Genomic DNA, 23,653 nt, shown 5'->3' with positions numbered 1-23,653 from the left:
AACCCCTTCGCAACTGAAGGGGTTTTTCTGTTCGACATATGTATCATGCGAAAATGAATCAAACATACTACATAAAGAATAGAAGAGAACGCTGCTAAACAACCATTTTTGTTTGGATCGAAACAAAAAATAGTCTATAGAACATAAATATTTATTCATGAATATAAAAATTAAAATTCAAGGTAGATAGGACGGGAAAATGAAAAAGATTATTAAAGTTGAAGCAGTAGAAAAACATTTTGGAAATCAAGTGATTATCCCCCCTCTTTCTTTAGATATTAAAGAAGGAGAATTTTTAACAATTTTAGGACCGAGTGGTTGCGGGAAAACGACTTTACTTCGTATGATCGCAGGATTTGAAACGCCAACTAAAGGGAATCTTTTATTAGATGATGAAAAGATTAACGATTTGCCGCCATACAAGCGTCATATGAATTTAGTGTTCCAACATTACGCACTATTCCCACATATGAATGTTGAAAAAAATATTTGTTTCGGTATGAAAATGCAAAAAGTATCAGTAGCAGAGCAGAAAGAACGTGCGGAAGAGGCAATGCGTTTAACGCAGTTACTTGAGTTCCGTAATCGTAAACCTTCGAAGCTTTCTGGTGGACAGCAGCAACGTGTAGCAATTGCAAGAGCAATTGTAAACAACCCACGTGTCTTACTATTAGATGAGCCACTTGGAGCGCTTGACTTTAAGTTAAGAAAAGATTTGCAACGTGAATTGAAAAACTTACAACGTAATTTAGGAATTACGTTCATATATGTAACGCACGATCAAGAAGAAGCGATGAGTATGAGTGATCGTATTGTCGTTATGAATAAAGGGCATATCGAACAAGTCGGCACGCCTAAAGAAATTTACAATCAACCGAAAACATTGTTTGTTGCGACGTTCATCGGTGAAAATAATATCGTGAAAAATGGGGAAAACTACGTAGCAGTTCGCCCTGAAAATGTAAAAGTTCGCTCGGTTGAAGAGCCAATTTTAAAAGAATACCACCTTGGACATATTGAAGATATTGAATTTGTTGGAAATATGGAAAAGCTATATGTACGTGAGGAGAAAACAGCAGAATTACTAATGGCATACCAAACTGCTGAAGAAGCAACGCAGTGGAGCATTGGGGATAATGTATATGTAGGCTGGGAGCAAGAGGACGAGGTGACCTTAAATTGAAGAAAGGGAAATTACTCGCATTACCTACAGTCGTATGGCTGTTACTCTTCTTCCTAATTCCACTGCTGTTCGTATTAGCATTTGCCTTCATGCAGCGCGGAGCATACGGGACAGTGGAGATGAAATTTACATTAGATAACATAGCGCGTGTGTTTGATCCATTATATATGGGGACGTTATGGGAAACAGTGAAGATAGCTGTTATTACTACAGTAATATGTTTATTAATCGGTTATCCATTTGCCTATACAATTACAATTGTTGATCGTAAATATCGTTCTATCCTTCTATTATTGGCAACGATTCCGTTCTGGATTAACTTTCTTGTTCGTTCATACGCATGGATTGTTATTTTACGTTCACAAGGACTTGTAAACACATTGCTATTGAAACTAGGTATCATTAGTGAACCTTTAAATCTGCTATATAATACACCTTCTGTAATACTCGGAATGGTATATTCTTTATTACCATTTATGATTTTACCAGTGTATGCAGCAATTGAGCAGCTTGATAAGCGTAAGCTAGAGGCAGCTTATGATTTAGGAGCAACACCAGTAAAGGCATTTTGGAATGTAACAGTACCGATGACGATGTCAGGGATTACAACTGGTTCTATTTTAGTATTCGTTTCTTCTATCGGAATGTTTGTTGTATCAGACGTTATGGGTGGGTCGAAAGTAGCATTAATCGGAAACGTAATTCAAAACCAATTCTTAGGCTCACGTGACTGGCCGTTTGGTTCCGCGTTATCTATGATTGTTGTTCTATTCTCTGTTCTGTTAATTTACTTATATTATCGTGCAACGAAAGTATATAAATATGATGGAAACGGAGGGGAATAGGCAAAAATGAAGAAGTTTTTAGTTTCTTATTCTTGGTTAATCTTATTGTTTTTGTATTTTCCAATGATGGTTTTAATGGTATATTCCTTCAACGATTCTCGCATTAATGCGGAATGGGAGGGCTTTACACTCCATTGGTATACAGATTTATTTCAAAAACAAGATGTTATTGATGCGTTTGTAAATAGTATTACGATTGCTCTTATAACGACAATTGTGACGACAGTTCTTGGTGTGATTTTTGCTATTGCATTACACCGTTACAAATATCGTTATGAAGGTGCCATTAACGGTCTTGTATATTTACCAATTTTAATTCCTGATATTTTAATGGGATTATCTTTACTTATCCTATTTAGTCAATTAGGTATGGAACTTGGAAAAACAACAATTATTATTGCACACATTACATTCAGTATTTCATTTGTTGTTGTTATTTTAGCGGCACGTCTTTCTGGTATGGGACGTGATTTAGAAGAGGCTGCAAACGATTTAGGAGCAACGCCGTGGCAAACGTTTCGTTATGTAACGTTTCCAGCAATTGCACCAGGAGTTATTTCAGCCGCATTATTAACATTCACATTATCGATTGATGATTTTGTAATTAGTTTCTTCGTATCAGGACCAGGATCAACAACATTGCCATTATACATTTATAGTATGGTTAAGCGCGGAGTATCACCTGAAATTAATGCTCTTTCTACAATATTAATTGTTGTAATTGTAGGATTAATGGTGCTATCGGAAATTTTCCGTAATAAAGGTGCAGACGGTGAAGAAAACTCTGGAGGACACCTTCCTTTATAATACGAATGATATAGAAAGAACGAGGAGGTAAAAAATCAATGAAATTGATGAAGACATTAGCTGGCGCAGCTATTAGCTTCGGCCTTGTTGCAGGTGTACTTGCGGGCTGTGGTGAGAAGAAAGAAGAATTGAATATTTATAGTTGGGCTGACAACTTTGATGAGCAAGTTTTAAAAGATTTTGAAAAGAAATATAACGTGAAAATTAACTATGATAAATATGCAAGTAATGAAGAAATGCTTGCGAAATTACAAGCTGGTGGCGCGACATATGATTTAATTCAGCCATCTGATTACATGGTGAAAACGATGGCGAAGATGGACTTATTAGCGCCCTTAGATAAGAAGAACATCCCGAACATCGAGAATCTTGTTTCTAACTTTAAAACACCTGCGTTTGATCCAGAGAATAAGTATTCTCTAGTATATACTTGGGGTGTAACAGGAATTGCATACAATAAAAAGTATGTGAAAGAAGTACCTACAAGCTGGAATGATTTATGGAACGAGAAATATAAAGGGCATGTTACTTTATTAAACGATTCTCGTGAAGTGCTAGGAATGGGACTTAAAAAGAATGGATTTTCAAATAGCACGAAAGTTGATGCAGAGTTAAAGACAGCGTCAAATGATTTACAGAAGCTACTTCCAAACTTATTAGCATTCGATACAGATAATATTAAACAAAAATTTATTACAGAAGATGCTTGGATTGGGACAGTATGGTCTGGAGACGCAGCCTTTATCGCAAAAGATAATAAAGATGTAGGATACGTTGTACCAAAAGAAGGCGGTACAATTTGGGCTGACACGTTAGCAATTCCAAAAGGTGCGAAACATAAAGAACTTGCAGAGAAGTTTATGAACTACTTATTAGATGAAAAAGTAAGTGTGAAAAACTACGAGTCAATTGGTTACAGTAATCCAAATGAAAAAGCTCATCCTCTACATAGTAAAGAATACCGTGATAACCACATGATCTTCTTAACGAAAGAGGAATTAGATCGTACAGAATGGCTTGTTGATGTAGACGATAAGTTAAAAGACTATGATCGTTACTGGACAGAGTTAAAAACAAAAGGTAAATAAGTAAGGAAATGCGGTTTCTAAAATAGAAATCGCATTTTTTCATAGTAGGAGGAAACCGCTTGAAGAAGAAGTTACATCAGTATGAGGGAATGTGTATCGTTTTATTATTTGTTTTATTTAGTATCATCGCTTGGAGGGTACATGTAGGTGGTGTTACAATGATGGATACATATGTCCGCGGATTAGTAAAAGGGTTACAAACGGAAAGCTCTCTTACATTTTTCTCATACTTTACAAAGATGGGATCTGAGATTGGGATCATAACTACGCTTGTTATAAGTTTGCTTGTTTTTTGGAAGAAACGTTATTATGCTGCAATGATTGTGTATCCAATGGCTATATTAACGACGCATCTTGTTAATAAGGGAATAAAAGAAATTGTGAAAAGAGACCGTCCATCATTAAATGAGGCACTTGACGCACTTGGGTATAGCTTCCCAAGTGGACATGCAATGCTATCTATCATAACATTCGGTTTTCTTGCCTATATCATTGCTGCAAATTTGAAAAGTATAGCTGGAAAATGTGGTATTACGATTTTGATGGGCATATTAATTGTATGGATTGGATTAAGTAGAGTTATTTTAAATGTTCATTACCCGACTGATATTTTAGCTGGTTACTGCGCAGGTGGCATTTTGTTAATCATTGCAATTTATTGTCATCGTTTACTTACCGAAAGATTGGGACTTAATAACGAGAGATAGAAAAACGTCTAAAAAAACTATAATTATAGTTTTTTTAGACGTTTTTTGTTTATATGGACATGTGATACAGTATAAGTGATAATTGAATTATTTAAAGTAGGTGAAAATGTGTGAAGACAAATGTACATAAAATTGATAAGTGGGGGAAGTTAGGCGCTTTTTTGTTTCAATTTCGTTATACAGTAATCGTCGTATTATTACTACTCGCAATAGCACTCGGTATCTTTGCTCCGAAGCTTCCAGGAGTATTAGGTGGTGATGGTTTCCAAACAGAAGGAGATTATCAAAAGACGAAAGAAATTTTAGATAAAGATTTTAAGCAGTCCCAGGATACACTTTTACTCGTTTTTGAGAAGAACAAGGATGCTTCACATGAGGAGTTTCAAAAAGGTATAGAGGGAATTATCAAACATATTCAAGAGAAAGAAACGTATGAGTCTTTCCATCATCCGATAGAAAATAAAGTGATGCTACAAGATGATATCGGTTATGCGACGATTTTATTTTCCGGGAAAACAAATAAAGATCGAATGGAAAAGACATTGCAATTCGCTGATGAAATCAAGAAAGAAAGTAGTGCAGTATTAAAAGTAACACCGACAGGGTATCCGAAAATTAATCAAGAGATTAATGAAAGAACACAAAATGATTTAAAAGTAGCAGAGATGATCGGTTTACCTATTGCTTTTCTCGTACTATTATTCTCATTTGGTAGTCTGCTTGCGTCTATTTTACCGATTTTAAATGGCGTACTTAGTGTAATTAGTACGATGGGGATTTTATATTTTATAGGTAGCGATAAAGAGTTATCTATTTTCGTGTTAAATGTTGCACCGATGATTGGGCTTGCATTATCAATTGATTTTGCACTGTTATTTGTAAATCGCTTTCGAGAGGAAGTTGCGAAGAGAACAGTGAAAGAGGCAATCGCGATTACGTATCAAACGGCAGGGCGTGCTATCGTATTTTCAGGGTTATGTGTATTCGTCGGTTTATCCGGTTTATTTTTCTTTAAGATAGACTATATTCAATCTGTTGCCATTAGCGGGATGATTGTTGTCATTATGAGTATTTTATTTTCACTCACACTCCTTCCTGCACTGTTATCTTTAATCGGAAAAAGAATATTAAAAAAGAATCAGGTAGCACCTACTCCATCGAATGTATGGCGTAAATTTGCACAGTTTGTAATGAAACATCCAATCGTAATGATTGTTGCTGTTACAACATTTATTGTTATTTGCTTATTACCGCTACGTACAGCTAATTTGCAGTTTCCTGGTGTTGAAGCATTACCAGAAAAGAGTGATACGAGAGTTGCATTTGAGAAGTATGAAGAAGCCTTTAATAAGACGGTCAAAACACACGCCGATGTTACTTTAGTAGTAGAGACGAAGGGTGATATAACAGAAAAAGAAAGCTTACAAAAGGTAGAAGATGTCGTTCAAAAGTTAAAAGATGACAAGCAAGTATATAAGGTGACAAGTGTATATGACAGGCTAAATGGAATGAAAGCAGATCAAGTTGCGGGAATGTTACAATCACCAGAAGCGGCGAAAATAGCTCCTGTATTTGAAGCGTATACGAAAGGAAATAAAACAACAATGGAAGTCTTTTTGGATACGAAGCCAAGTACAGAAACTGCAAAACAATGGGTTCGTGATTTCAAAAAAAATTATAAAGAAAACGATGTTACTTATTATTTAGGCGGGATGACAACGTTCCAACAAGAGTTGGAAGATGAAATTAAAGATAAAGTTGCAATTGGTATGTCTGTTATATTTGGGTCAACCTTTGTTATTTTATTATTCGCATTCCGCTCGATACTCATTCCAATAAAGGCGATTATTATGAATGTACTTAGTTTAAGTGCAACAATTGGAATTGTTATTTGGTTATTTGAAGGTGGTCATTTCGGATTAGATGAGAGTTCAGTTTTATTTGTATTACCAATCTTTATTTTCGGCCTCGTATTTGGACTTAGTATGGATTATGAAGTATTTCTTATTTCACGTATTCATGAGTTGTATGAGGAAACAGGAGATAACGATCAAGCAACGCTAGAAGGGCTTGTCTCGACAAGCCGCATCATTACATCCGCTGCTTTAATTATGATTGTTGTTACCGGTGCGTTCGCCTTTACTGATATTTTGCCAGTAAAGCAGATGGGTATTGGAGTCGCATTAGCGATATTTCTTGATGCAACAATTATTCGCCTTATGCTCGTACCAAGTTTAATGAAATTGTTTGGAGATTGGAACTGGTGGTTACCATTCCGAAAGAAAAAAGAAAAATCGTCCTAAAAAATACTCATCTATAAGGTGAGTATTTTTTTTATGAATAGCAAGGCCTATATTTTGCAAATAGTATGTGATAAGAACATTACATACAAGTAGGTGAAGGCAATGTTTCGTTATTTTAAGTTTAAGCTAAATGATACAGTACAGTTTGCTGAAAAAGATGGACATATGTATCGCATTGTCGGTTATCGGTTAGAAAAAGGATTTTATCCAAAAGATGAATGGACTCATATCATTTATGAACTGCTTAGAGACTTTGATGGGTATACGATGGATGCGGAAGAAGAGGAACTTGTAAAGGTCATTCAAGTAGAGGATGAGTATTACAAAATACAAGAAGTATCGGGGTATCGTTATCCAGTAAAAATGAAGCAAAAGCAGCAAGTTATGAAAGGAGAGAAGATAGACGACTTATTAGATACGTACAACGACTATAAACGATTGGCAGATTTCTTTAAAGATTTATCGTATGAACAAAAGGCTGAATCAGTATTGCAAGAAATGAAAAGGATTAGAGCATGAGGGGCAGTCTATTATAAGACTGTCTTCTCTTTTTGGCGGTGCATCAAAGTGTATTTTCCGTTACAATGAGAGAATCAATAGAAATAAGGTGATACAATATGGAGACAAAGAAAAAGGGCGAATGGTGTGAAATTACGGTTCCAGCGATATGGAATAGTATAAGCATTGAATCGCTGTTAAAAGTAGAATGGGAAGTGCCAAAAAAATTATTACATCAGCTTCGTATGGAAAAAGGTATTACAGTTAACGGAGAACAGAGGAGATGGGATGAACTTTTAAAAGAAGGAGATAAGTTACAAGTTCATATGTTTATGGAGGAGGAGTACGGCGTAAATCCAGAATATGGTGAATTAGATGTAGTGTATGAAGACGATCACGTACTCATTGTAAATAAGCAGGGGCAAATGGATACACATCCATCTGAAAAAGATGGGACGGGAACACTTGCCAATCTTGTTGCTTTTCATTTTCAAATGCAAGGTTTAGAGACGAAGGTTCGCCATATTCATAGGTTAGACAAAGATACGACAGGTGGTGTTGTATTCGCAAAACATAGAATTGCGGGTGCAATTATGGATCGTTTATTAATGGAACGGAAAATTAAAAGAACGTATGCGGCACTTGTTGAAGGAAAAGTAAAAAAGAAGCAAGGGACAATTGATGCAGCTATCGGAAGAGATCGACATCACGCTACAAGGCGCCGCGTTTCTCCAAAGGGAGACCAAGCTATAACATATTATAAAGTAGAGAAATATTTTAACAAACAAAATGCTACGCTCGTAACGTTACAGTTAGAAACCGGTAGAACACATCAAATTCGTGTTCATATGAGCTATAATGGAAATCCGTTAGTAGGGGATGTATTATATGGTGGACAAACAAAATACATGTCTCATCAAGCGCTACATGCGATGAAGATTAATTTTTTACATCCAATTACGAAAGAAGAGATCATGGTTGACGTACCTTTCCCTGCAAATTTAAACAATACAATGAAAAAATTTGAAAGAGAAAACGGGTAAAGTGTAAGTTTAAACTTGAAAAAGGTAGATTTTTGCAGGGATTTCTCTAAAAGAGGCGAAGCCGTTAAGAGAAAAGAGAGGTGAGAATCACTTGGTCAAATATAAATACGTGTTAGGAATATTTTTCGCTTGTCTTTTACTTACTCTATGCATCTATCCATATTTACCAACTCGTATGGCAGTGCATTGGAACGAGAATGGTGTAGCGAATGAGTTTATAAGTAAACAAGTTGTCGTGTTATCTCTGCCTGTCCTTATTATTTTTTTACATGGATTTGTGTATATTATTTCACATAATATATATAAGTTTAACGAAGGAGAGCATTTTAGTGTAAGCGGATTTATAAAGAGTATTACTTTATTTATGTTGTTTATCCATATGCTTATTCTTTTTATTAATTTGAGAAGTATTATATTCTTTCAGACAGGACTAACGATTGGAATTAGTATGTTTCTTTTTATGCTTAGTAAAGTGTTTAAAAAGGTGAAGGATACAGAGAAAGAACCAATCAAATTACAAAAAATCCGTTTAGTTAGTAGGCGAATCTTTCAAGTGATGGCATGTAGCATATTATTTTCATTGCTTTTGAGCCTAAAATGGGGATTTTACGTATTAATTAGTGTGATAAGCTTCGGGTCTATTTTATTTATGTTCTACATTTTATATTCGTACATAATAGAAAGTTATGAAATTTAAAAAAGAGTCTTCTCCTAATGAGAAGACTCTTTTAATCTATTTACTTCGTAATAAATTGTTGTGTCCAGTAGTTACCGCTTTCTACATAACCAACACCGATGTGAGTGAAGCCATTATTTAAGATGTTTGCACGGTGTCCAGCACTGTTCATCCAAGCTTGTACTACCTCTTCAGGTGTACGTTGGCCTTGAGCGATGTTTTCACCTGCAGATGTATAAGAAATACCAAATTTCTTCATCATGTCAAACGGAGACCCGTATGTAGGGCTGTTATGATCAAAGTAGTTATTTTTTTGCATATCTTCAGATTTAATGCGCGCTACTTTGCTTAATTCAGTATCGATTTTTAGTGCTGGTAGGCCTTGTTTTGTACGCTCAGCGTTTGTTAATTCAACAACACGTTGTTCGAACTCACTTAAAGATTTTGCTTCTTCAGCAGGCTTTTGCTCAGCAGGTTTTTGTTCTGTAGGTTTTTGAGTATTGTTGTTTTCAGCAGGCTTTTGAGCTTCTGGCTTTTGCTCAGCAGGCTTTTGCTCAGCTGGTTTTTGTTCAGCAGGCTTTTGAGTTTCTGGCTTAGCTGTTGGTTGCTCAGTTACAACATTTTCAGTAGGCTGTTGACCAGGAATGAAGCAATCTTGTTGGAATTGTCCTTGATTCCATTGTGCTAATGATTCAACTCCCATAGATTGTAAGAATGCTTGTAATTCTTGCTGGCTCATTTGCTTCATCATCATTTTTGAATGCTGAATATTTTGAACCTTTATGTTAGATGGTTGTACTGTTGCAGCTTGTGCATCTAAAGAAGATACTCCTAAAGTAAGAGCTGTTGCAGCAGCTACAGATAATAAAACACGCTTTTTCATGATGTGTGTCCCCCTATATAAAGTTTTAATTTGTTTTCACACGATTTGTTTTTGACAGCCTGTCTGACTGACAAATTCATCGTAGCATACAATTTACAAGAAAAAAGATGGAAAAAAATTCATAGACTTCAAAATTACCTAATTTATCCTAGAGGAAGAAAAGGGCGGAAATAAGAGAAACATAGAGTATAAAAGGAATTTTCAGCATTTTTATACTTCGTTTTAAGAGGGGGTTTTTGGATAAAGTTACCTAAATAGAAAATGAAGAATCCTATTGTATCAATGGTTTGAGCGATTTTCAGAGGAATATAATGGATTGATTTTTACAAAACTGTAATGTTTCTGTTGTTCTTTTTTATAATAAAGTAACATATTCTTAATTTTGTAGCGGACAAAAAAGCGGCTATCTCTTTACATAGACGAAGGAGATAGCCGTTTTCCTATTATTACGTATGTTACGAGTTATTACGAGTTGGTTTCAATTGCTTCTAATAATAGATCAACAATGTGAATTCCTCTCATTTTATGAGAAAGGCCTTCACGTTCAATACCTAGTTTCATTTGTAATAGACATCCAGGATTTGCAGTAACAATAGTCGCTGCATCTGTTTCATGCACACGTTCCATTTTGTAATCCAGAAATTCCATTGATAACTCCGAATGGACAATATTATAAATACCAGCAGAACCACAGCAACGGTCCGCATCTTTCATTTCATGATATGTTGCACCTTGAATGGCCTCTAGTAACATACGAGGCTCAGAAGATGTTCGCATAACATTACGTAAATGACAAGAATCTTGATACGTAATAATTTGTGGCGTGAGTCGTAAGTCAGTACGTTTATGGAAATCTAATTCTACTAGTATAGCAGTAATATCTTTAATTTTAGAAACAAACTGCGTTGCTCGCTTTGCCCACTTAGGATCATCCTTTAACAAATAATCATAATCTACGAGATAAGCTCCGCAACCACCTGCATTCGTAATAATATAGTCGATGTTTAAATCTTCGAATGCTTTTATATTTCGTTTTGCTAATTCTTTTGCTCCACTTTTTTCACCAGCATGCCCATGTAACGCCCCGCAGCAACTTTGTGTTTTCGGAATAACGATATCACAACCAGCTAACTGAAGAAGTTTCATCGTTGCATTATTTGTTTCTAAAAACATCGTATCCATTAAACAACCTGTGAAGAATGCAACTTGTTTCTTCTTTGTCACCTCAGCAGGTAAAAATTCAGGACGATCTTTCATTGCTTTCATTTTAGGGACTTTTGGTAAAACGAGATCCATCGTTGCAAGTGTTTCGGGGAATAACTTCATAATACCTGTTTTATGTGTTAGCGTTTGTAAACCAGAACGCTGATAAAAACCGATTAGTCCAGTTAATGTTCTCATACGATTTTGATGAGGGAATAGTCCTTCAAATACAACTTTACGAACAGCTCTCACGGGCATTGAGAACTTTTTATTTTGATTTATAATATCACGAGCTTCTTCTAATAAATGTCCATAATTCACACCAGATGGACAAACAGGCTCACAAGCTCGGCAGCCAAGGCAAACATTTAATGTATTTTCAATATCTTCATCTGGCTCAATTAAGCCATCGACGACGGCTTTCATTAATGCAATACGCCCGCGTGGTGAATGTGATTCTTTATATCCAGATTGAATGTAAGTAGGGCAAGTCGGTAAACAAAAGCCGCATCGCATACAGTTTAGTAGTTCATCTTCACTTAATCGTTCTTTAAATTCCTTTTGAATGTTTTCTGTATTTAATGTGGTCATCGCTCAACCACCACTCTTTTACGAGAGTCTTTCGCGAACATTTTACCTGGATTCATAATGTTATTTGGATCGAAGGCTTGTTTAATTCCTTACATAGCAGCAATACCTTCTTTACCTAATTTCATTTCTAAATAAGGAGCTTTCATCGCGCCAACACCATGTTCACCAGTAATCGTGCCACCAAGTTCAATTGCTTTCGCAAATATTTCAGCAAAAGCTTGTTCAGCTCGGTGCATTTCTTCTGCATTACGAGCATCTGTCATACAAGTTGGATGTAGGTTGCCGTCACCAGCATGACCAAAAGTACAAATAGGAATAATATATTTCTTTGCAATTGCATTAATTGCTTCAACCATTGGAGCAATTTGTGAACGTGGTACCGTTGCATCTTCTAATATTGTAGTAGGTTTTAGTCTCGCAAGTGCTGATAGCGCACTACGACGTGCTGTACGAAGGGCATCTGCTTCCGCTTCATCTTTTGCGATGCGAACATCGACTGCATTCATAGAACGACAAACGTTAGCCATTTTTTCAATATCTCGATTGACAACTTCGGGCGGTCCATCTTGTTCAATTAATAAAATTGCCTTCACGTCAGTTGGTAAACCGATTTGTGCAAACTCTTCTACAACTTCAATTGTCGGTTGATCTAAAAACTCAAGTGTCGCAGGAATGATTTTATTTGCAATAATAGAAGAAACAGCACGTGCAGCTTCGTTAATATCTTCATATAGTGCGAGCATTGTTTTCTTCGTTTCAGGCATAGGAACAAGTTTTAATATCGCTTCCGTAACAACACCAAGTGTTCCTTCAGAACCGATAAATAGACGAGTTAAATCGTAACCAGCTACATCTTTTGCTAATTTACCGCCAGTGCGAATGATATCGCCATTTGGTAAGATAAGCTCAAGTCCCATTACATAATCACGTGTTACGCCATATTTTAACCCACGTAATCCACCTGAGTTTTCATTAATGTTACCGCCGATTGTAGAAATTTTCATAGAGCTTGGATCTGGTGGATAAAATAAATCTTTTTCTTCTACTGCTTTAATAATATCAAGTGTAATAACACCAGCTTGTACAGTAATTGTTAAATTTTCTTCGTCAATTTCTAAAATATTGTTCATATGGCGGAAAATAAGGACAATGCCGCCTTCAAGTGGACACGTTCCAGCGCAAAGATTTGTTCCAGACCCGCGAACATATACAGGAATTTTATGAGTGTTACACACTTTTAACACGTCTGCTACTTCATTTGTATTACGAGGAGCAATGACTGCATCAGGCATCGCTTGGAAGTTTGGAGTGGCATCATAACTATAAGTTAAACGCCCCATATTGGATGTATCTACATTATCTTCGCCAACAATGGATACGAATGAATCAATAATTTGCTTTTCTAACATTGGAAATCCCCCTCAAACTGTTAACGTATTTAATAATAATAAAAAACGTTGTAACAGTGCTTTCATTATAATGATAAAAAAGTCAGGGGATTCTTTCTATGTGTAATCGTCTAAAGGTTAATCTATTTTATCGTTCTTTTTTGTGTGATTATCTAATAATAGAAGTGCAAAGTATAAAACATTTAAATCTTTGAATTGTTTTGGGTCAAGTTCTGTATGTTCCTCAATCTTTTTTAACCTGTAATGCAATGTGTTAATGTGTATATGTAATTGCTGAGCTGTTTGCTTATAGGATTGGTTATAATCAATAAATAAACGTAAAGTGTGCATAAGTTCAGGAGATGATACTAAGTTTTTGATGGTACGCTCTAGAAACTGTTCCCGTGTTTCAGTAGAAATATCTTGTAAGCACATTTCTAAACGTAAATCTTCATTAAATACTATTTTTTTCGTTTCAAGTGATACTGAAAGAGCTTGTAATGCTTGTTCGTACGATAAGTTCATATTGCTTGGCGTAACTGTTTGTCCAATCCCGATATATAAAGTAATAGAAAATAAAGTTTCACAGTCTTGTTTTAATCGTTTTAAAAATTGATAAGTTTGCTCTTTGGAGCTTATCGCCGTAAATAAGATGAATCGATCATTTCCCCAGCGAACAAATAGATGCTCCTTTGTTAATATATTGCGTACGTGTTGCCAAATTTTACGCTGAAGCATCGTGTCATTTTGATCGATAGAGAACAAAATAAGTTGTTTCTTCTTATATAAATCAATACCAAGTGTTTTTGCACGATCGAAAAAACTTGGAGACCAGTCTGTATTTTGAAGCCAATCAAAAACAAATGCTTCATAAGAACGGTGCTCAAGTTCTAGCTGTTCTAAAAAGTAATTTTCATGAATTAATAGTTCGGTCATTTTACGTAATATTTCTCCATATTGGGAAATGTTTTCAGGTTCTCCTGTGATTCCAATAACACCGATTACTTCATCATGGAATAGCAAAGGAAGATTCATCCCCGCCTTTACGCCTTGCAGTCGCCTTTCATCTTCTTTTGTAATAATGACAGTCTTTTTTTGTTTCGCACAGCGGAGTGCGCCTTCATGAAATTGACCGATTCTTTCCGCATCTGTACTTGCGATAATAACACCTTGTATATTAATGATAATAATATTTTCTGTAATTAGTCTGCGTACTTCCCGTACAATTTTATTCGCTAAATCAGGAAAAAGCATAATTTGCACACCTCAAATTCTATTTGTTGTACATTATATATGTAAGTTTATTAATAAAGGAAGATTTCACATTTTCCACACATTTATTTGTTATTTTACAATTATAACGAAATCATCCGAAGATGGAGGGAATCTTTTGAGAAAGTTTATTTTTCTTCTCTGTTTTTTATTTCTATTAGTAGGGTGTCAAGGAAGTTCATATACACCAATTGCTAAAGATAAAAATGTTATTATAACAACGAATATAAAAGAAGGTAGTATTAGTTTTATTGATAAAAAATCTAAAAAGTTAATCACGACATGGGAATTAAATGAACCGATGGCAGGAATTGCACTACTTCCAAATAATGAGGAAATACTTGTATACGGCAAGCAGTTAGAATATATGTATGTATACTCACTAACAGAAGGAAGACAGGTGGACAAATATAAGCCAGGAAAAGGAATTGTGAATGTAGTCGTATCAGAAGACAAAAAACAATTATTTGCTGCCGATCAAAATGCTCAAAAGGTAAGGTTCTTTACGATAGAAGGGAAAGAGACAGGGAGTGTTTCAACAGGAAAAGGACCGATAACGATGGTAGAGCATGATAAGCGATTAACTGTGCTAAACTTTTATGACACGAAACTAACGACAATTGATACAAAGAAAAAAGAGGTTATACAATCCTTTATGATTCCCCCAGCATCAACAGGAGCAACGGTTAGTGCTGATGGGAAAGAAATATGGATTGGTGGACATGGTGATGGAAGTCAAGTGAATGAGAAAGTATTAGTGTATTCTTTACAGAGCGGAGAAATGGTACGTTCTTTACACGCTCCGTTTATGCCTGTGAACATAACGAAAGATAATAAATACGTATATGCATTAAGCCACGGTTCGAATACGCTTAGAAAATTTGATATTAGTACGTATAAAGAGGTAGCTTCCGTTGAAGTAGGCTCAAATCCATTTGCATTTTTGAAAAGCGGAGCAGAAGGGTATGTAGCTAGTTATGATAGCGATGAAGTATGCGTTATGGATATGAAGAATATGAAAATAAAACAAACAATTAAAGTCGGCAAAGGACCGTTTCAACTCATAGAGAGAGAAGGGGAAGGGCAATGAGTAAATATAAAGTGCTAGTTGTAGATGACGAAAGTGATATGAGGCAACTTGTCGGAATGTACTTAGATAACTTCGGATACGAGTGGGGAGAAGCTGAAAATGGAAAAGAGGCACTTCGAAAATTAGAAACGGATCATTACGATTTCGTTGTACTAGATATTATGATGCCAGAGATGGATGGGCTTTCAGTTTGTAAAGAGATTCGAAAAACGTCGGATGTACCTATTATATTTTTAACAGCAAAAGGTGAAGAGTGGAATAGGGTGAACGGCTTACGTATGGGAGCAGATGATTATATTGTAAAGCCGTTTAGTCCTGGGGAACTAATTGCTCGTATGGAAGCTGTTTTAAGACGATATACAAAGCAAGAACAGCAAGAAGAGATTCAATTTGGACCGATTCTTATTAATGAAAAAAGTAGACGAATTGAGACGGATGGACAAGCAGTGTCACTTACAGTTAAAGAGTTTGATTTACTATATTTTCTTTGCCAACATAATGGACAAGTATTTAGTCGGGAGCAATTGCTTGAAAAGGTATGGGGATATGATTATGCAGGAAGTACAAGAACAGTAGATACGCATGTGAAAACGATGCGTCTAAAGCTCGGAGAAAGTGGAAACTACATTCAAACCGTTTGGGGTGTAGGTTATAAATTTGAGGTGTAACGTATGTTTACGATGGTACAAAAGCTATGGCTTACAGTAGTATGTGCAGTATGTGTAACAGTTTCCTTTCTTTATTTTGTATCTTTATACTCATATGAAAAGTTATACGTGGACAATTTAAAAGATTCATTAGTAATGGAAGGGAAGCGTCTTGCTACGCAATATGATAAACGTGAAGGAGTATCCACTTTTGAAGAGAAAGTAAGGGCATACGATCAAATATCTAGCTCAGATGTTCTTTTCGTGTACAATCCACGTGATTTAAGTGCATGTTTGCCTTTCGATGTGCACCATCATTCTCTTATAAGTGAAGGGGATAGACAGTCACTATTAGATGGGAAAACTGTGACTAAGATAGGGTATGAAGAACATTTTAATCGCAATATTATGGGTGTTGTCATTCCTGTTTTAGATAATAAAAAATTAGTTGGTATTGTATACTCTTATATTCCTTTAAAAAGTATAAAAGATTTAATATTTGATATGGGTCTTATTTTAGCGCCGTTAGCACTTGCTATGATTTTAATTACAATATGGATTGGTAGAAAAATTATTATTGCTATTACAAGACCGCTTTCGCAAATGGAACGAGTTGCAAATCATCTAGCTACAGGAGATTTCTCAGAGCGAATTACAATTTCTTCAGAAGATGAAATTGGACGATTGGGAAAAGCGTTTAATAAAATGGCAAATTCTTTAGAAACAGAAGATGTAAAGCGTAAGGAATTTTTAGCAAATGTTTCACATGAACTTAGAACACCACTTAGTTATATTAAAGGATATAGTGAAGCTATTTTAGACGGTGTCGCAAAGGGGCCGCAGCAGGAAAAAGTAACGCAACTCATCCATAAAGAAGCAGATCGTATGCAACGTCTCGTTCATGATTTATTAGATTTAGCGCAGCTAGAAGGTGAACACTTTCCTCTAAAGAAACAACCTATCGTTTTTTCACAGCTTATTGAAGACGTACTTGATACGTACGAGTTACAGTTTATAGAAAAAAAACTTCGTATTTCAACGAATTTAAATCCTGAAATTATCGTAATGATTGATGATGATCGCATGCAACAAGTACTTCATAATGTGTTAGATAATGCGATACGTTATACAAATCAAAACGGGGATATCATAATAACATTAAAGCAAATTGATGATTCCTGTGAATTACACATAAAAGATACAGGAATAGGTATTGATACAGAGCATTTAGAAAATCTCGGGGAACGCTTTTACCGAGTAGATAAAGCGAGAAGTCGTCAACACGGTGGAACAGGTTTAGGCCTTGCAATTGTAAGGCAAATTGTTCATATACATGATGGTGAGTGGAGAATAGAAAGTGAAAAAGGTAAGGGAACGACAGTTATTATTAAATTAAAAGTACAAGATGAGGAGAGCATGTTCTAATTTCGGAGATATGCTCTTTATAGTTACACGGAAATATATTAATTAATATCGAACAAATATCAAAAATTTGACTATTTTATGAACAAAACATTTGTACTTCTTACTAATTCGTTCTAAAATAGTTATGGATGTTAATTTCTTATAAAACGTTACAATTGTTGTTTGGAAGATACTGAGGTGATTTAACTGGAGTACAAATCTATTAAACCAAAAAAAATTTACGAAGAAGTATCTGAAGCTATTTTAACAATGATTAAAAATGGTACGTTAAAACCTGGTGACAAGCTACTCCCTGTTCATCAATTAGCAGAGCAGTTTCAAGTTGGCAGATCTGCAGTTCGTGAAGCGCTAAGTGCGCTCAGAGCAATGGGCTTAATTGAAATGAAACAAGGAGAAGGTACATATGTAAAGAATTTCGATTCTTCTTCATTAACAAAATCATTAAATAATAAGTTATTAATGAAGAAAGAGGATATTTTGAATTTATTAGAAGTACGGAAGGTGCTTGAAGTGGGGGCAGTTCGAGCAGCTGCGGCAAAACGTACGGATGATAATTTGCAAAATATGAAACATTGGTTAGATGAAATGGCAAAAAGCATTGGAGATGAAAAAGCTGGTGAAAAAGCAGACTTTCAGTTCCATATGGGAATCGCACAATCTTCGCATAATAGCATCTTACTTGAGCTCATGAATCATGTTTCAGAGATGATTGCTGAAACAATTGGTGAATCAAGACGCATTATTTTATATGGTGAACAAACAACATCAGAACGACTTTTAGAGGAGCATCAATCTATATATGATGCGGTGTTAAAGCAAGATGTGGAATTAGCGCAGCAAGCGATGCTAGATCATTTAACAAATGTAGAACATATTGTCACAGGTAAAAGCGATATAAATTCGTAATTTAATCTTTTAAAAATCTAATTTTCTGATAAAATAGAGAGAGATTAAGTAAGCGTTTTCTTTGGAAGAGGGAGAGGATAGGCCATGGTTGAGCCTACTTCTTCTAATCTTAGTCATCAGATGACCATACGATTGTTGGCGAAGTTGTAATGAGGGGGAATTATAGTTATGAAAGTTACTTTATTTGTTACTTGTTTAGTCGATATGTTTGAAACAAACGTCGGTAAAGCAACAGTTGAAGTATTGGAGCGTTTAGGTTGTGAAATTGAATTTCCAGAAGCACAAGTTTGTTGTGGTCAGCCTGCTTATAATAGCGGCCATGTAGAAGCGGCAAAAGAAGCGATGAAACATATGATTGAAACTTTCGAAGATGCAGAATATATCGTCACACCATCTGGCTCTTGTGCGACAATGTTTCATGAGTATCCGCATGTTTTTAAAGATGATCCAAAATGGGCTAAACGTGCACAAAAGGTTGCTGATAAAACATATGAATTTACACAATTTATTGTAGATGTTTTAAAAGTTACAGACGTTGGTGCAAGTTTACCAGGGATTGCTACTATTCATAAATCGTGTCATATGACACGCCTGCTCGGAGTAAAAGAGGCACCAGGGATTTTATTATCAAACGTAAAAGGATTAACTGTAAGAGAACTGCCAAACGAGCAAAATTGTTGTGGGTTTGGGGGAACGTTTTCAGTTAAGATGACACCTATTTCTGAGCAAATGGTGGATGAAAAAGTAGATAGTGTAATGGAAACAGGTGCAGATTATTTAATCGGTGCAGATTGTGGGTGTTTGTTAAACATTGGCGGACGTATTGAGCGTTTAGGTAAAGAAGTAAAAGTAATGCATATTGCTGAGGTACTGAATAGTCGCTCATGAAGGGGGAACATAAGCTATGTCTATGAAAATCAGTGAGAAAAAATTTAATGATCGCGTAGGCGATGGAATTCAAGATTCGTTTATGCGCGGAGCGGTATCTTCTGCACAAACGAGATTATATACAAATCGATTAAAAGCAGCGGACGAATTAGGAAACTGGGAAGAGTGGCGTGAACTAGGTGAACAAATTCGTCAACATACGTTAGAGAATCTTGATTATTATTTAATGCAGTTAAGTGAAAATGTATCAAAAAGAGGCGGTCACGTTTACTTTGCAAAAACGAAAGAGGATGCGGCAAAGTACATTCAAGACGTTGCGAAAAAGAAACAAGCGAAAAAAGTTGTAAAATCAAAATCGATGGTAACTGAAGAAATTAGTATGAATCATGCCCTTGAAGAGATTGGTTGTGAAGTGTTAGAGAGTGACTTAGGAGAGTATATCTTGCAAGTAGATAACGATCCACCATCACATATTATTGCGCCTGCACTTCATAAAAACAGAACGCAAATTCGCGATGTATTCAAAGAAAAACTTGGATATGAAAATTCAGATGATCCATACGAAATGACAAAGTTTGTTCGTAAACAGCTTCGTGAGAAATTTATGGATGCAGAAATTGGTGTGACAGGTTGTAACTTCGCTGTTGCAAATACTGGTTCTCTTTGTTTAGTAACGAACGAAGGTAATGCCGATCTTGTTATGTCGATTCCGAAAACTCAAATTGCAGTAATGGGTATGGAACGTATGGTTCCGACAATGGAAGAATTAGATGTTTTAGTTGGTTTACTATGTCGTAGTGCAGTAGGTCAAAAATTAACAAGTTATGTAACAGTAGCAGGACCAATTCAAGAGGAAGAGGTAGATGGACCAGAAGAGTTTCATTTAGTCGTTGTTGATAATGGCCGCTCTCAAATTCTTGGATCAGAATTCCGTTCAGTATTGCAATGTATTCGTTGTGCTGCTTGTGTTAACGTATGTCCTGTATATCGTCACGTTGGTGGACATTCATATGGTTCTATTTATTCAGGACCAATTGGTGCCGTATTAACACCACTTTTAGGTGGGTATGACGATTACAAAGAGCTTCCTTATGCATCTAGTTTATGCGGAGCATGTACAGAAGCTTGTCCAGTAAAAATTCCATTGCATGATTTATTATTAAAACATCGTCAAGTTATCGTTGAGCAAGAAGGACGTGCTCCACTTGCAGAAAAATTAGCAATGAAAATGTTTAGTATGGGTGCTTCTTCAGCGGCTTTATATAAAATGGGATCAAAAATGGCACCGGCAGCAATGAGTCCATTTACATCTGGCAACCGTGTATCAAAAGGCGTTGGGCCACTTAAAAACTGGACAGATATTCGTGAATTCCCGGCTCCAAGTAAAGAAAGATTCCGTGATTGGTATAAAGATCATAAGAAAGGCGGGGACAAATAATGACAGGATTAATTCAAAACCGTGAGTCCTTTCTAGATAATATCGCAAAAGAACTTGGACGCGCGCGTAAAACAGAAGGCGTAGAACGTCCAGCATGGAAAAGTAATGTAAATGTAGAAACGTTAAAAGATTATTCCCAAGAAGAATTGTTAGAAGTATTTAAAAATCAATGTACAAACATTCATACAACTGTTGTGGAAACGACAAACGACCGTTTACGTGAAGATATTCAAAAAGTAATCGTTGAAAACGGCGGAGGACCTATTATATTATCAGCAGATGAACGTTTTGATTCCTATGGATTGACTTCTTTATTTAAAGAAGAGCTTCCAAAGCAAGATGTTGAAGTAAATGTATGGGATCCTGAGAAAAAAGAAGAGAATATGCGTATAGCGGAAAAAGCGAATATTGGAATCGCATTTAGTGATTATACTTTAGCTGAATCTGGTACGATTGTTGTACAGAGTCATAAAGGCCAAGGGCGTTCTTTACACTTTTTACCGACTGTATACTTTGCTATTATTCCACGTGAAACACTTGTACCTCGTATTACACAAGCAGTTCAACATATGAACTCTCGTGTGGAAAAAGGTGAAGCGGTCGCATCTTGTATTAACTTTATTACAGGGCCAAGTAACTCTGCGGATATTGAAATGAATCTTGTTGTCGGAGTACATGGACCATTAAAAGCAGTATATTTCATCGTATAAAATAGGGGAAAGCAGGCCGGAAAACGGCCTGCTTTTTTAATAGAATAAAGATAATATGAAGTAGAAGTTCTCTCCTTTTTTTGCTATGTTCTTTTGGAAAGGAGAGGAAGGGATGTTCACTTATTTATATGCATTGTTAGTGGGTATGGTGTTTGGTTCTTTTTTTATGGTAATCGCAATGAGGGTTCCAATAGGTGAATCTATTATTACACCGCGTTCGTATTGTCACTACTGCAAGTATACGTTACAGCCGAAAGAACTTATTCCAATCATTTCATTTTGTATGCAGAAAGGGCGTTGTACGAATTGTAAAAGAAAAATCTCAAGTTTGTACATAGTATTTGAATTTGTTACAGGGAGTTTGTTTTTTCTTACTGTATATGTAATTGGAATAGAACGAGAGCTCATCATCATTTTATCGCTCTTTTCTTTACTTCTTATTATTTCAGTTACAGATTTAGTATATATGCTAATACCTAATCGTATTTTAATTTGGTTTGCACTTTTGCTTATTTTAGAATGTATTTTTGTACCGTTAGTTACTTGGATAGATAGTTTAGCTGGTAGTGGAACTATATTCATTTTGTTATATTGCATGCAAAGGATTCATCCAGATGGTCTTGGCGGAGGTGATGTAAAATTACTTTCGTTACTCGGATTTATAGTGGGAGTGAAAGGGGTTTTTATAACTTTATTTTTAGCATCTTGCTTTAGTCTTTGTTTTTTCGGAATAGGTATAGCGTTAAAACGTATAAAAATAAGAACCAAAATGCCGTTTGGACCTTTTATTAGCCTTGGAGCAATATGTTATATGTTGGTCACATATGCAAAATAGAGAGGAGATAGAAAATGAATGTATATATGGATGATCAAAGAAGTTGCCCGTATGGATATCTTTTGGCAACTACAGTAGAATCTGCGTTACAATTTGTACGGATTAATAAGGTAAACATCCTCTCTCTTGACTTTAACATGGGATGGAGGCAAAAGAATGGGGCGGAATTTGTAGAAGCCTTTTGTAGAGAAGGTCTATATGTTAATGAAATTCACCTTCATACAAATGATGTCATCGGTATGCATAAGATGAAACAGAGAATTGAGAAGGGGAAAGAGCAAGGAGAAATTGATCCTCATATTGTCATTAAATATGTGGGAAGCTAAAAACTCCAAAGTAAAACTTTGGAGTTTTTAATGTTTCATATGTGCTTGTAAAGGAATAATTTCCTCTGTTTGAGCTGCTACTAATTCAGTTTCTTCTTGTTTAGCAACAGGTGCTTTCTTTGTTAAGTAATGATATACCATACCGACAAATACCGATCCGCCAATAATGTTACCGATTGTAACTGGAATTAAGTTATGAATAGCCCCAGCGAAAGTAATTGTATCAGGATGTGGTGAAACTAAAGATAAGGCAAACAATGATAAGTTTGCAATGCTATGCTCATAGCCAGATAAGAAGAATGTGAAAACGAGCATCATTATCATCAATATTTTTGCTGTATCACCTTTTACTTGAGAAGGTAAGAAGCAGGCAAGACATACGAGCCAGTTACATAAAATTGCTTTAAAGAATAATTGCATTGTAGGTGTGTTCATTTTTCCTTCAACGACTGTATTCATTAAATGACCGTGATCGATTGCTCCGAAAATGCCAGTTGCGTAAAATAGTAAAGCAAAGAATAAAGCGCCAGCTAAGTTACCTGCATAACAAGCAACCCAGTTACGGAGTGTATCAGAAATCGTTGTTTCTTTTCGTAAAGTTGCCACTGTGAAATACATTGTATTTCCAGTAAATAATTCAGCACCGCCATACATAATAAGTACGAGAGCAATTCCGAAAAACATGGAGGAAGCTAAATATGTTGCTGGTGAATCTGCAATGTGAAAAAAGTTACCTAATTTAAAACATAGTACAATAACAAAACCGATATAAATGCCAGCAAGTGCAGCACGAATGAAATATTGCATTGGATTTGTATCTAGTATTTGCTTTTTGTTCTTAGCCAGTTTTACAACATAGTCTAATCCTTGTTCTAGCATGAGTAATACGCTCCTTTAGTAC

Annotated in this window: 22 protein-coding genes and 1 pseudogene; 18 read left to right on the top strand and 5 right to left on the bottom strand. The window is 35.7% G+C overall.

Going from position 1 to position 23,653, the window contains the following annotated elements:
• The first annotated feature begins 199 nt into the window (after nt 1-199).
• The 9 genes from potA to JDS80_RS08875 all read left to right on the top strand — a co-directional run bounded on the left by potA (nt 200) and on the right by JDS80_RS08875 (nt 9,171).
• Nucleotides 200-1,183: a spermidine/putrescine ABC transporter ATP-binding protein PotA gene (gene potA / locus JDS80_RS08915; protein WP_071770251.1), complete on the top strand. Its 984-nt coding sequence runs from the start codon at nt 200-202 to the stop codon at nt 1,181-1,183.
• The gene (gene potB, locus JDS80_RS08910) at nt 1,180-2,028 is read left to right on the top strand and encodes a spermidine/putrescine ABC transporter permease PotB (protein WP_071744727.1); all 849 of its coding nucleotides are present in this window, start codon (nt 1,180-1,182) and stop codon (nt 2,026-2,028) included. Before potA ends, potB begins: the two co-directional genes overlap by 4 nt.
• Before the next feature lie 6 nt (nt 2,029-2,034).
• A complete protein-coding gene (gene potC / locus JDS80_RS08905; RefSeq protein ID WP_071744728.1) occupies nt 2,035-2,835 on the top strand; it encodes a spermidine/putrescine ABC transporter permease PotC in 801 nt (266 codons plus the stop codon).
• Nucleotides 2,836-2,873: 38 nt separating this feature from the next.
• Nucleotides 2,874-3,923, top strand: a complete 1,050-nt coding sequence (potD, locus tag JDS80_RS08900; protein ID WP_199638071.1) for a spermidine/putrescine ABC transporter substrate-binding protein PotD — start codon at nt 2,874-2,876, stop codon at nt 3,921-3,923.
• Between the two features lie 59 nt (nt 3,924-3,982).
• On the top strand, nt 3,983-4,630 hold the full coding sequence (locus JDS80_RS08895) for a phosphatase PAP2 family protein (RefSeq protein ID WP_071770250.1): 648 nt from the start codon (nt 3,983-3,985) through the stop codon (nt 4,628-4,630).
• 110 nt (nt 4,631-4,740) lie between these two features.
• Nucleotides 4,741-6,933 carry an MMPL family transporter gene (locus JDS80_RS08890; protein WP_199638069.1) on the top strand — a complete coding sequence of 731 codons (2,193 nt, stop codon included), beginning with the start codon at nt 4,741-4,743 and terminating at the stop codon, nt 6,931-6,933.
• 102 nt (nt 6,934-7,035) lie between these two features.
• Nucleotides 7,036-7,452 (top strand): histidinol dehydrogenase, encoded by a 417-nt coding sequence (locus JDS80_RS08885; RefSeq protein WP_199638067.1) that lies wholly within the window; start codon nt 7,036-7,038, stop codon nt 7,450-7,452.
• A gap of 98 nt (nt 7,453-7,550) precedes the next feature.
• Nucleotides 7,551-8,474 carry an RluA family pseudouridine synthase gene (locus JDS80_RS08880; RefSeq protein WP_199638065.1) on the top strand — a complete coding sequence of 308 codons (924 nt, stop codon included), beginning with the start codon at nt 7,551-7,553 and terminating at the stop codon, nt 8,472-8,474.
• Nucleotides 8,475-8,565: 91 nt separating this feature from the next.
• Nucleotides 8,566-9,171, top strand: a complete 606-nt coding sequence (locus JDS80_RS08875; RefSeq protein ID WP_071744734.1) for a DUF1648 domain-containing protein — start codon at nt 8,566-8,568, stop codon at nt 9,169-9,171.
• A gap of 40 nt (nt 9,172-9,211) precedes the next feature.
• On the opposite strand, the gene JDS80_RS08870 is transcribed toward JDS80_RS08875, so the two are convergent.
• The 4 genes and pseudogenes from JDS80_RS08870 to JDS80_RS08855 all read right to left on the bottom strand — a co-directional run bounded on the left by JDS80_RS08870 (nt 9,212) and on the right by JDS80_RS08855 (nt 14,469).
• Nucleotides 9,212-10,033: a CAP domain-containing protein gene (locus JDS80_RS08870; protein ID WP_199638063.1), complete on the bottom strand. Its 822-nt coding sequence runs from the start codon at nt 10,031-10,033 to the stop codon at nt 9,212-9,214.
• 465 nt (nt 10,034-10,498) lie between these two features.
• Complete coding sequence (locus tag JDS80_RS08865; RefSeq protein WP_199638061.1) at nt 10,499-11,827, bottom strand: (Fe-S)-binding protein; 1,329 nt, start codon at nt 11,825-11,827, stop codon at nt 10,499-10,501.
• Nucleotides 11,824-13,236: pseudogene (glcD, locus tag JDS80_RS08860) on the bottom strand (glycolate oxidase subunit GlcD). Before glcD ends, JDS80_RS08865 begins: the two are co-directional and overlap by 4 nt.
• A gap of 117 nt (nt 13,237-13,353) precedes the next feature.
• Nucleotides 13,354-14,469 carry a CdaR family transcriptional regulator gene (locus JDS80_RS08855; protein ID WP_199638059.1) on the bottom strand — a complete coding sequence of 372 codons (1,116 nt, stop codon included), beginning with the start codon at nt 14,467-14,469 and terminating at the stop codon, nt 13,354-13,356.
• Nucleotides 14,470-14,605: 136 nt separating this feature from the next.
• Between JDS80_RS08855 and JDS80_RS08850 the strand changes: the two genes are divergently transcribed.
• The 9 genes from JDS80_RS08850 to JDS80_RS08810 all read left to right on the top strand — a co-directional run bounded on the left by JDS80_RS08850 (nt 14,606) and on the right by JDS80_RS08810 (nt 22,752).
• Nucleotides 14,606-15,577 (top strand): YncE family protein, encoded by a 972-nt coding sequence (locus JDS80_RS08850; RefSeq protein ID WP_199638057.1) that lies wholly within the window; start codon nt 14,606-14,608, stop codon nt 15,575-15,577.
• Nucleotides 15,574-16,245 (top strand): response regulator transcription factor, encoded by a 672-nt coding sequence (locus JDS80_RS08845; RefSeq protein ID WP_078202984.1) that lies wholly within the window; start codon nt 15,574-15,576, stop codon nt 16,243-16,245. The genes JDS80_RS08850 and JDS80_RS08845 overlap by 4 nt, the downstream gene beginning before the upstream one ends.
• Before the next feature lie 3 nt (nt 16,246-16,248).
• Complete coding sequence (locus JDS80_RS08840; RefSeq protein ID WP_071744741.1) at nt 16,249-17,649, top strand: sensor histidine kinase; 1,401 nt, start codon at nt 16,249-16,251, stop codon at nt 17,647-17,649.
• A gap of 216 nt (nt 17,650-17,865) precedes the next feature.
• Nucleotides 17,866-18,555, top strand: a complete 690-nt coding sequence (locus JDS80_RS08835; RefSeq protein WP_255257118.1) for a FadR/GntR family transcriptional regulator — start codon at nt 17,866-17,868, stop codon at nt 18,553-18,555.
• Nucleotides 18,556-18,723: 168 nt separating this feature from the next.
• Nucleotides 18,724-19,443: a (Fe-S)-binding protein gene (locus tag JDS80_RS08830; protein ID WP_071770241.1), complete on the top strand. Its 720-nt coding sequence runs from the start codon at nt 18,724-18,726 to the stop codon at nt 19,441-19,443.
• Between the two features lie 16 nt (nt 19,444-19,459).
• Nucleotides 19,460-20,881: a LutB/LldF family L-lactate oxidation iron-sulfur protein gene (locus tag JDS80_RS08825; RefSeq protein ID WP_000061921.1), complete on the top strand. Its 1,422-nt coding sequence runs from the start codon at nt 19,460-19,462 to the stop codon at nt 20,879-20,881.
• Complete coding sequence (locus tag JDS80_RS08820; RefSeq protein ID WP_071770240.1) at nt 20,881-21,591, top strand: LutC/YkgG family protein; 711 nt, start codon at nt 20,881-20,883, stop codon at nt 21,589-21,591. Before JDS80_RS08825 ends, JDS80_RS08820 begins: the two co-directional genes overlap by 1 nt.
• 112 nt (nt 21,592-21,703) lie before the next feature.
• Entirely contained in the window at nt 21,704-22,426 is a 723-nt protein-coding gene (locus tag JDS80_RS08815; RefSeq protein ID WP_199638056.1) for a prepilin peptidase, read from the top strand.
• Between the two features lie 14 nt (nt 22,427-22,440).
• Nucleotides 22,441-22,752: a cyclic-phosphate processing receiver domain-containing protein gene (locus JDS80_RS08810; protein WP_199638055.1), complete on the top strand. Its 312-nt coding sequence runs from the start codon at nt 22,441-22,443 to the stop codon at nt 22,750-22,752.
• Between the two features lie 27 nt (nt 22,753-22,779).
• On the opposite strand, the gene JDS80_RS08805 is transcribed toward JDS80_RS08810, so the two are convergent.
• The gene (locus JDS80_RS08805; protein WP_199638054.1) at nt 22,780-23,631 is read right to left on the bottom strand and encodes a formate/nitrite transporter family protein; all 852 of its coding nucleotides are present in this window, start codon (nt 23,629-23,631) and stop codon (nt 22,780-22,782) included.
• Between the last annotated feature and the right edge of the window lie 22 nt (nt 23,632-23,653).

Origin of the sequence: Bacillus cereus group sp. N8 (assembly GCF_016483685.1) — a bacterium.
In the GTDB taxonomy this organism is placed as follows: domain Bacteria; phylum Bacillota; class Bacilli; order Bacillales; family Bacillaceae_G; genus Bacillus_A; species Bacillus_A proteolyticus.
This window is presented reverse-complemented; position numbering and strand designations above follow the sequence as displayed.

Coding starts and splice junctions, on each gene's coding strand:
- potA (WP_071770251.1), top strand. CDS start 200: ATGAAAAAGATTATTAAAGTTGAAGCAGTAGAAAAACATTTTGGAAAT.
- potC (WP_071744728.1), top strand. CDS start 2,035: ATGAAGAAGTTTTTAGTTTCTTATTCTTGGTTAATCTTATTGTTTTTG.
- potD (WP_199638071.1), top strand. CDS start 2,874: ATGAAATTGATGAAGACATTAGCTGGCGCAGCTATTAGCTTCGGCCTT.
- JDS80_RS08885 (WP_199638067.1), top strand. CDS start 7,036: ATGTTTCGTTATTTTAAGTTTAAGCTAAATGATACAGTACAGTTTGCT.
- JDS80_RS08880 (WP_199638065.1), top strand. CDS start 7,551: ATGGAGACAAAGAAAAAGGGCGAATGGTGTGAAATTACGGTTCCAGCG.
- JDS80_RS08870 (WP_199638063.1), bottom strand. CDS start 10,033: ATGAAAAAGCGTGTTTTATTATCTGTAGCTGCTGCAACAGCTCTTACT.
- JDS80_RS08865 (WP_199638061.1), bottom strand. CDS start 11,827: ATGACCACATTAAATACAGAAAACATTCAAAAGGAATTTAAAGAACGA.
- JDS80_RS08855 (WP_199638059.1), bottom strand. CDS start 14,469: ATGCTTTTTCCTGATTTAGCGAATAAAATTGTACGGGAAGTACGCAGA.
- JDS80_RS08845 (WP_078202984.1), top strand. CDS start 15,574: ATGAGTAAATATAAAGTGCTAGTTGTAGATGACGAAAGTGATATGAGG.
- JDS80_RS08840 (WP_071744741.1), top strand. CDS start 16,249: ATGTTTACGATGGTACAAAAGCTATGGCTTACAGTAGTATGTGCAGTA.
- JDS80_RS08830 (WP_071770241.1), top strand. CDS start 18,724: ATGAAAGTTACTTTATTTGTTACTTGTTTAGTCGATATGTTTGAAACA.
- JDS80_RS08825 (WP_000061921.1), top strand. CDS start 19,460: ATGTCTATGAAAATCAGTGAGAAAAAATTTAATGATCGCGTAGGCGAT.
- JDS80_RS08820 (WP_071770240.1), top strand. CDS start 20,881: ATGACAGGATTAATTCAAAACCGTGAGTCCTTTCTAGATAATATCGCA.
- JDS80_RS08815 (WP_199638056.1), top strand. CDS start 21,704: ATGTTCACTTATTTATATGCATTGTTAGTGGGTATGGTGTTTGGTTCT.
- JDS80_RS08810 (WP_199638055.1), top strand. CDS start 22,441: ATGAATGTATATATGGATGATCAAAGAAGTTGCCCGTATGGATATCTT.
- JDS80_RS08805 (WP_199638054.1), bottom strand. CDS start 23,631: ATGCTAGAACAAGGATTAGACTATGTTGTAAAACTGGCTAAGAACAAA.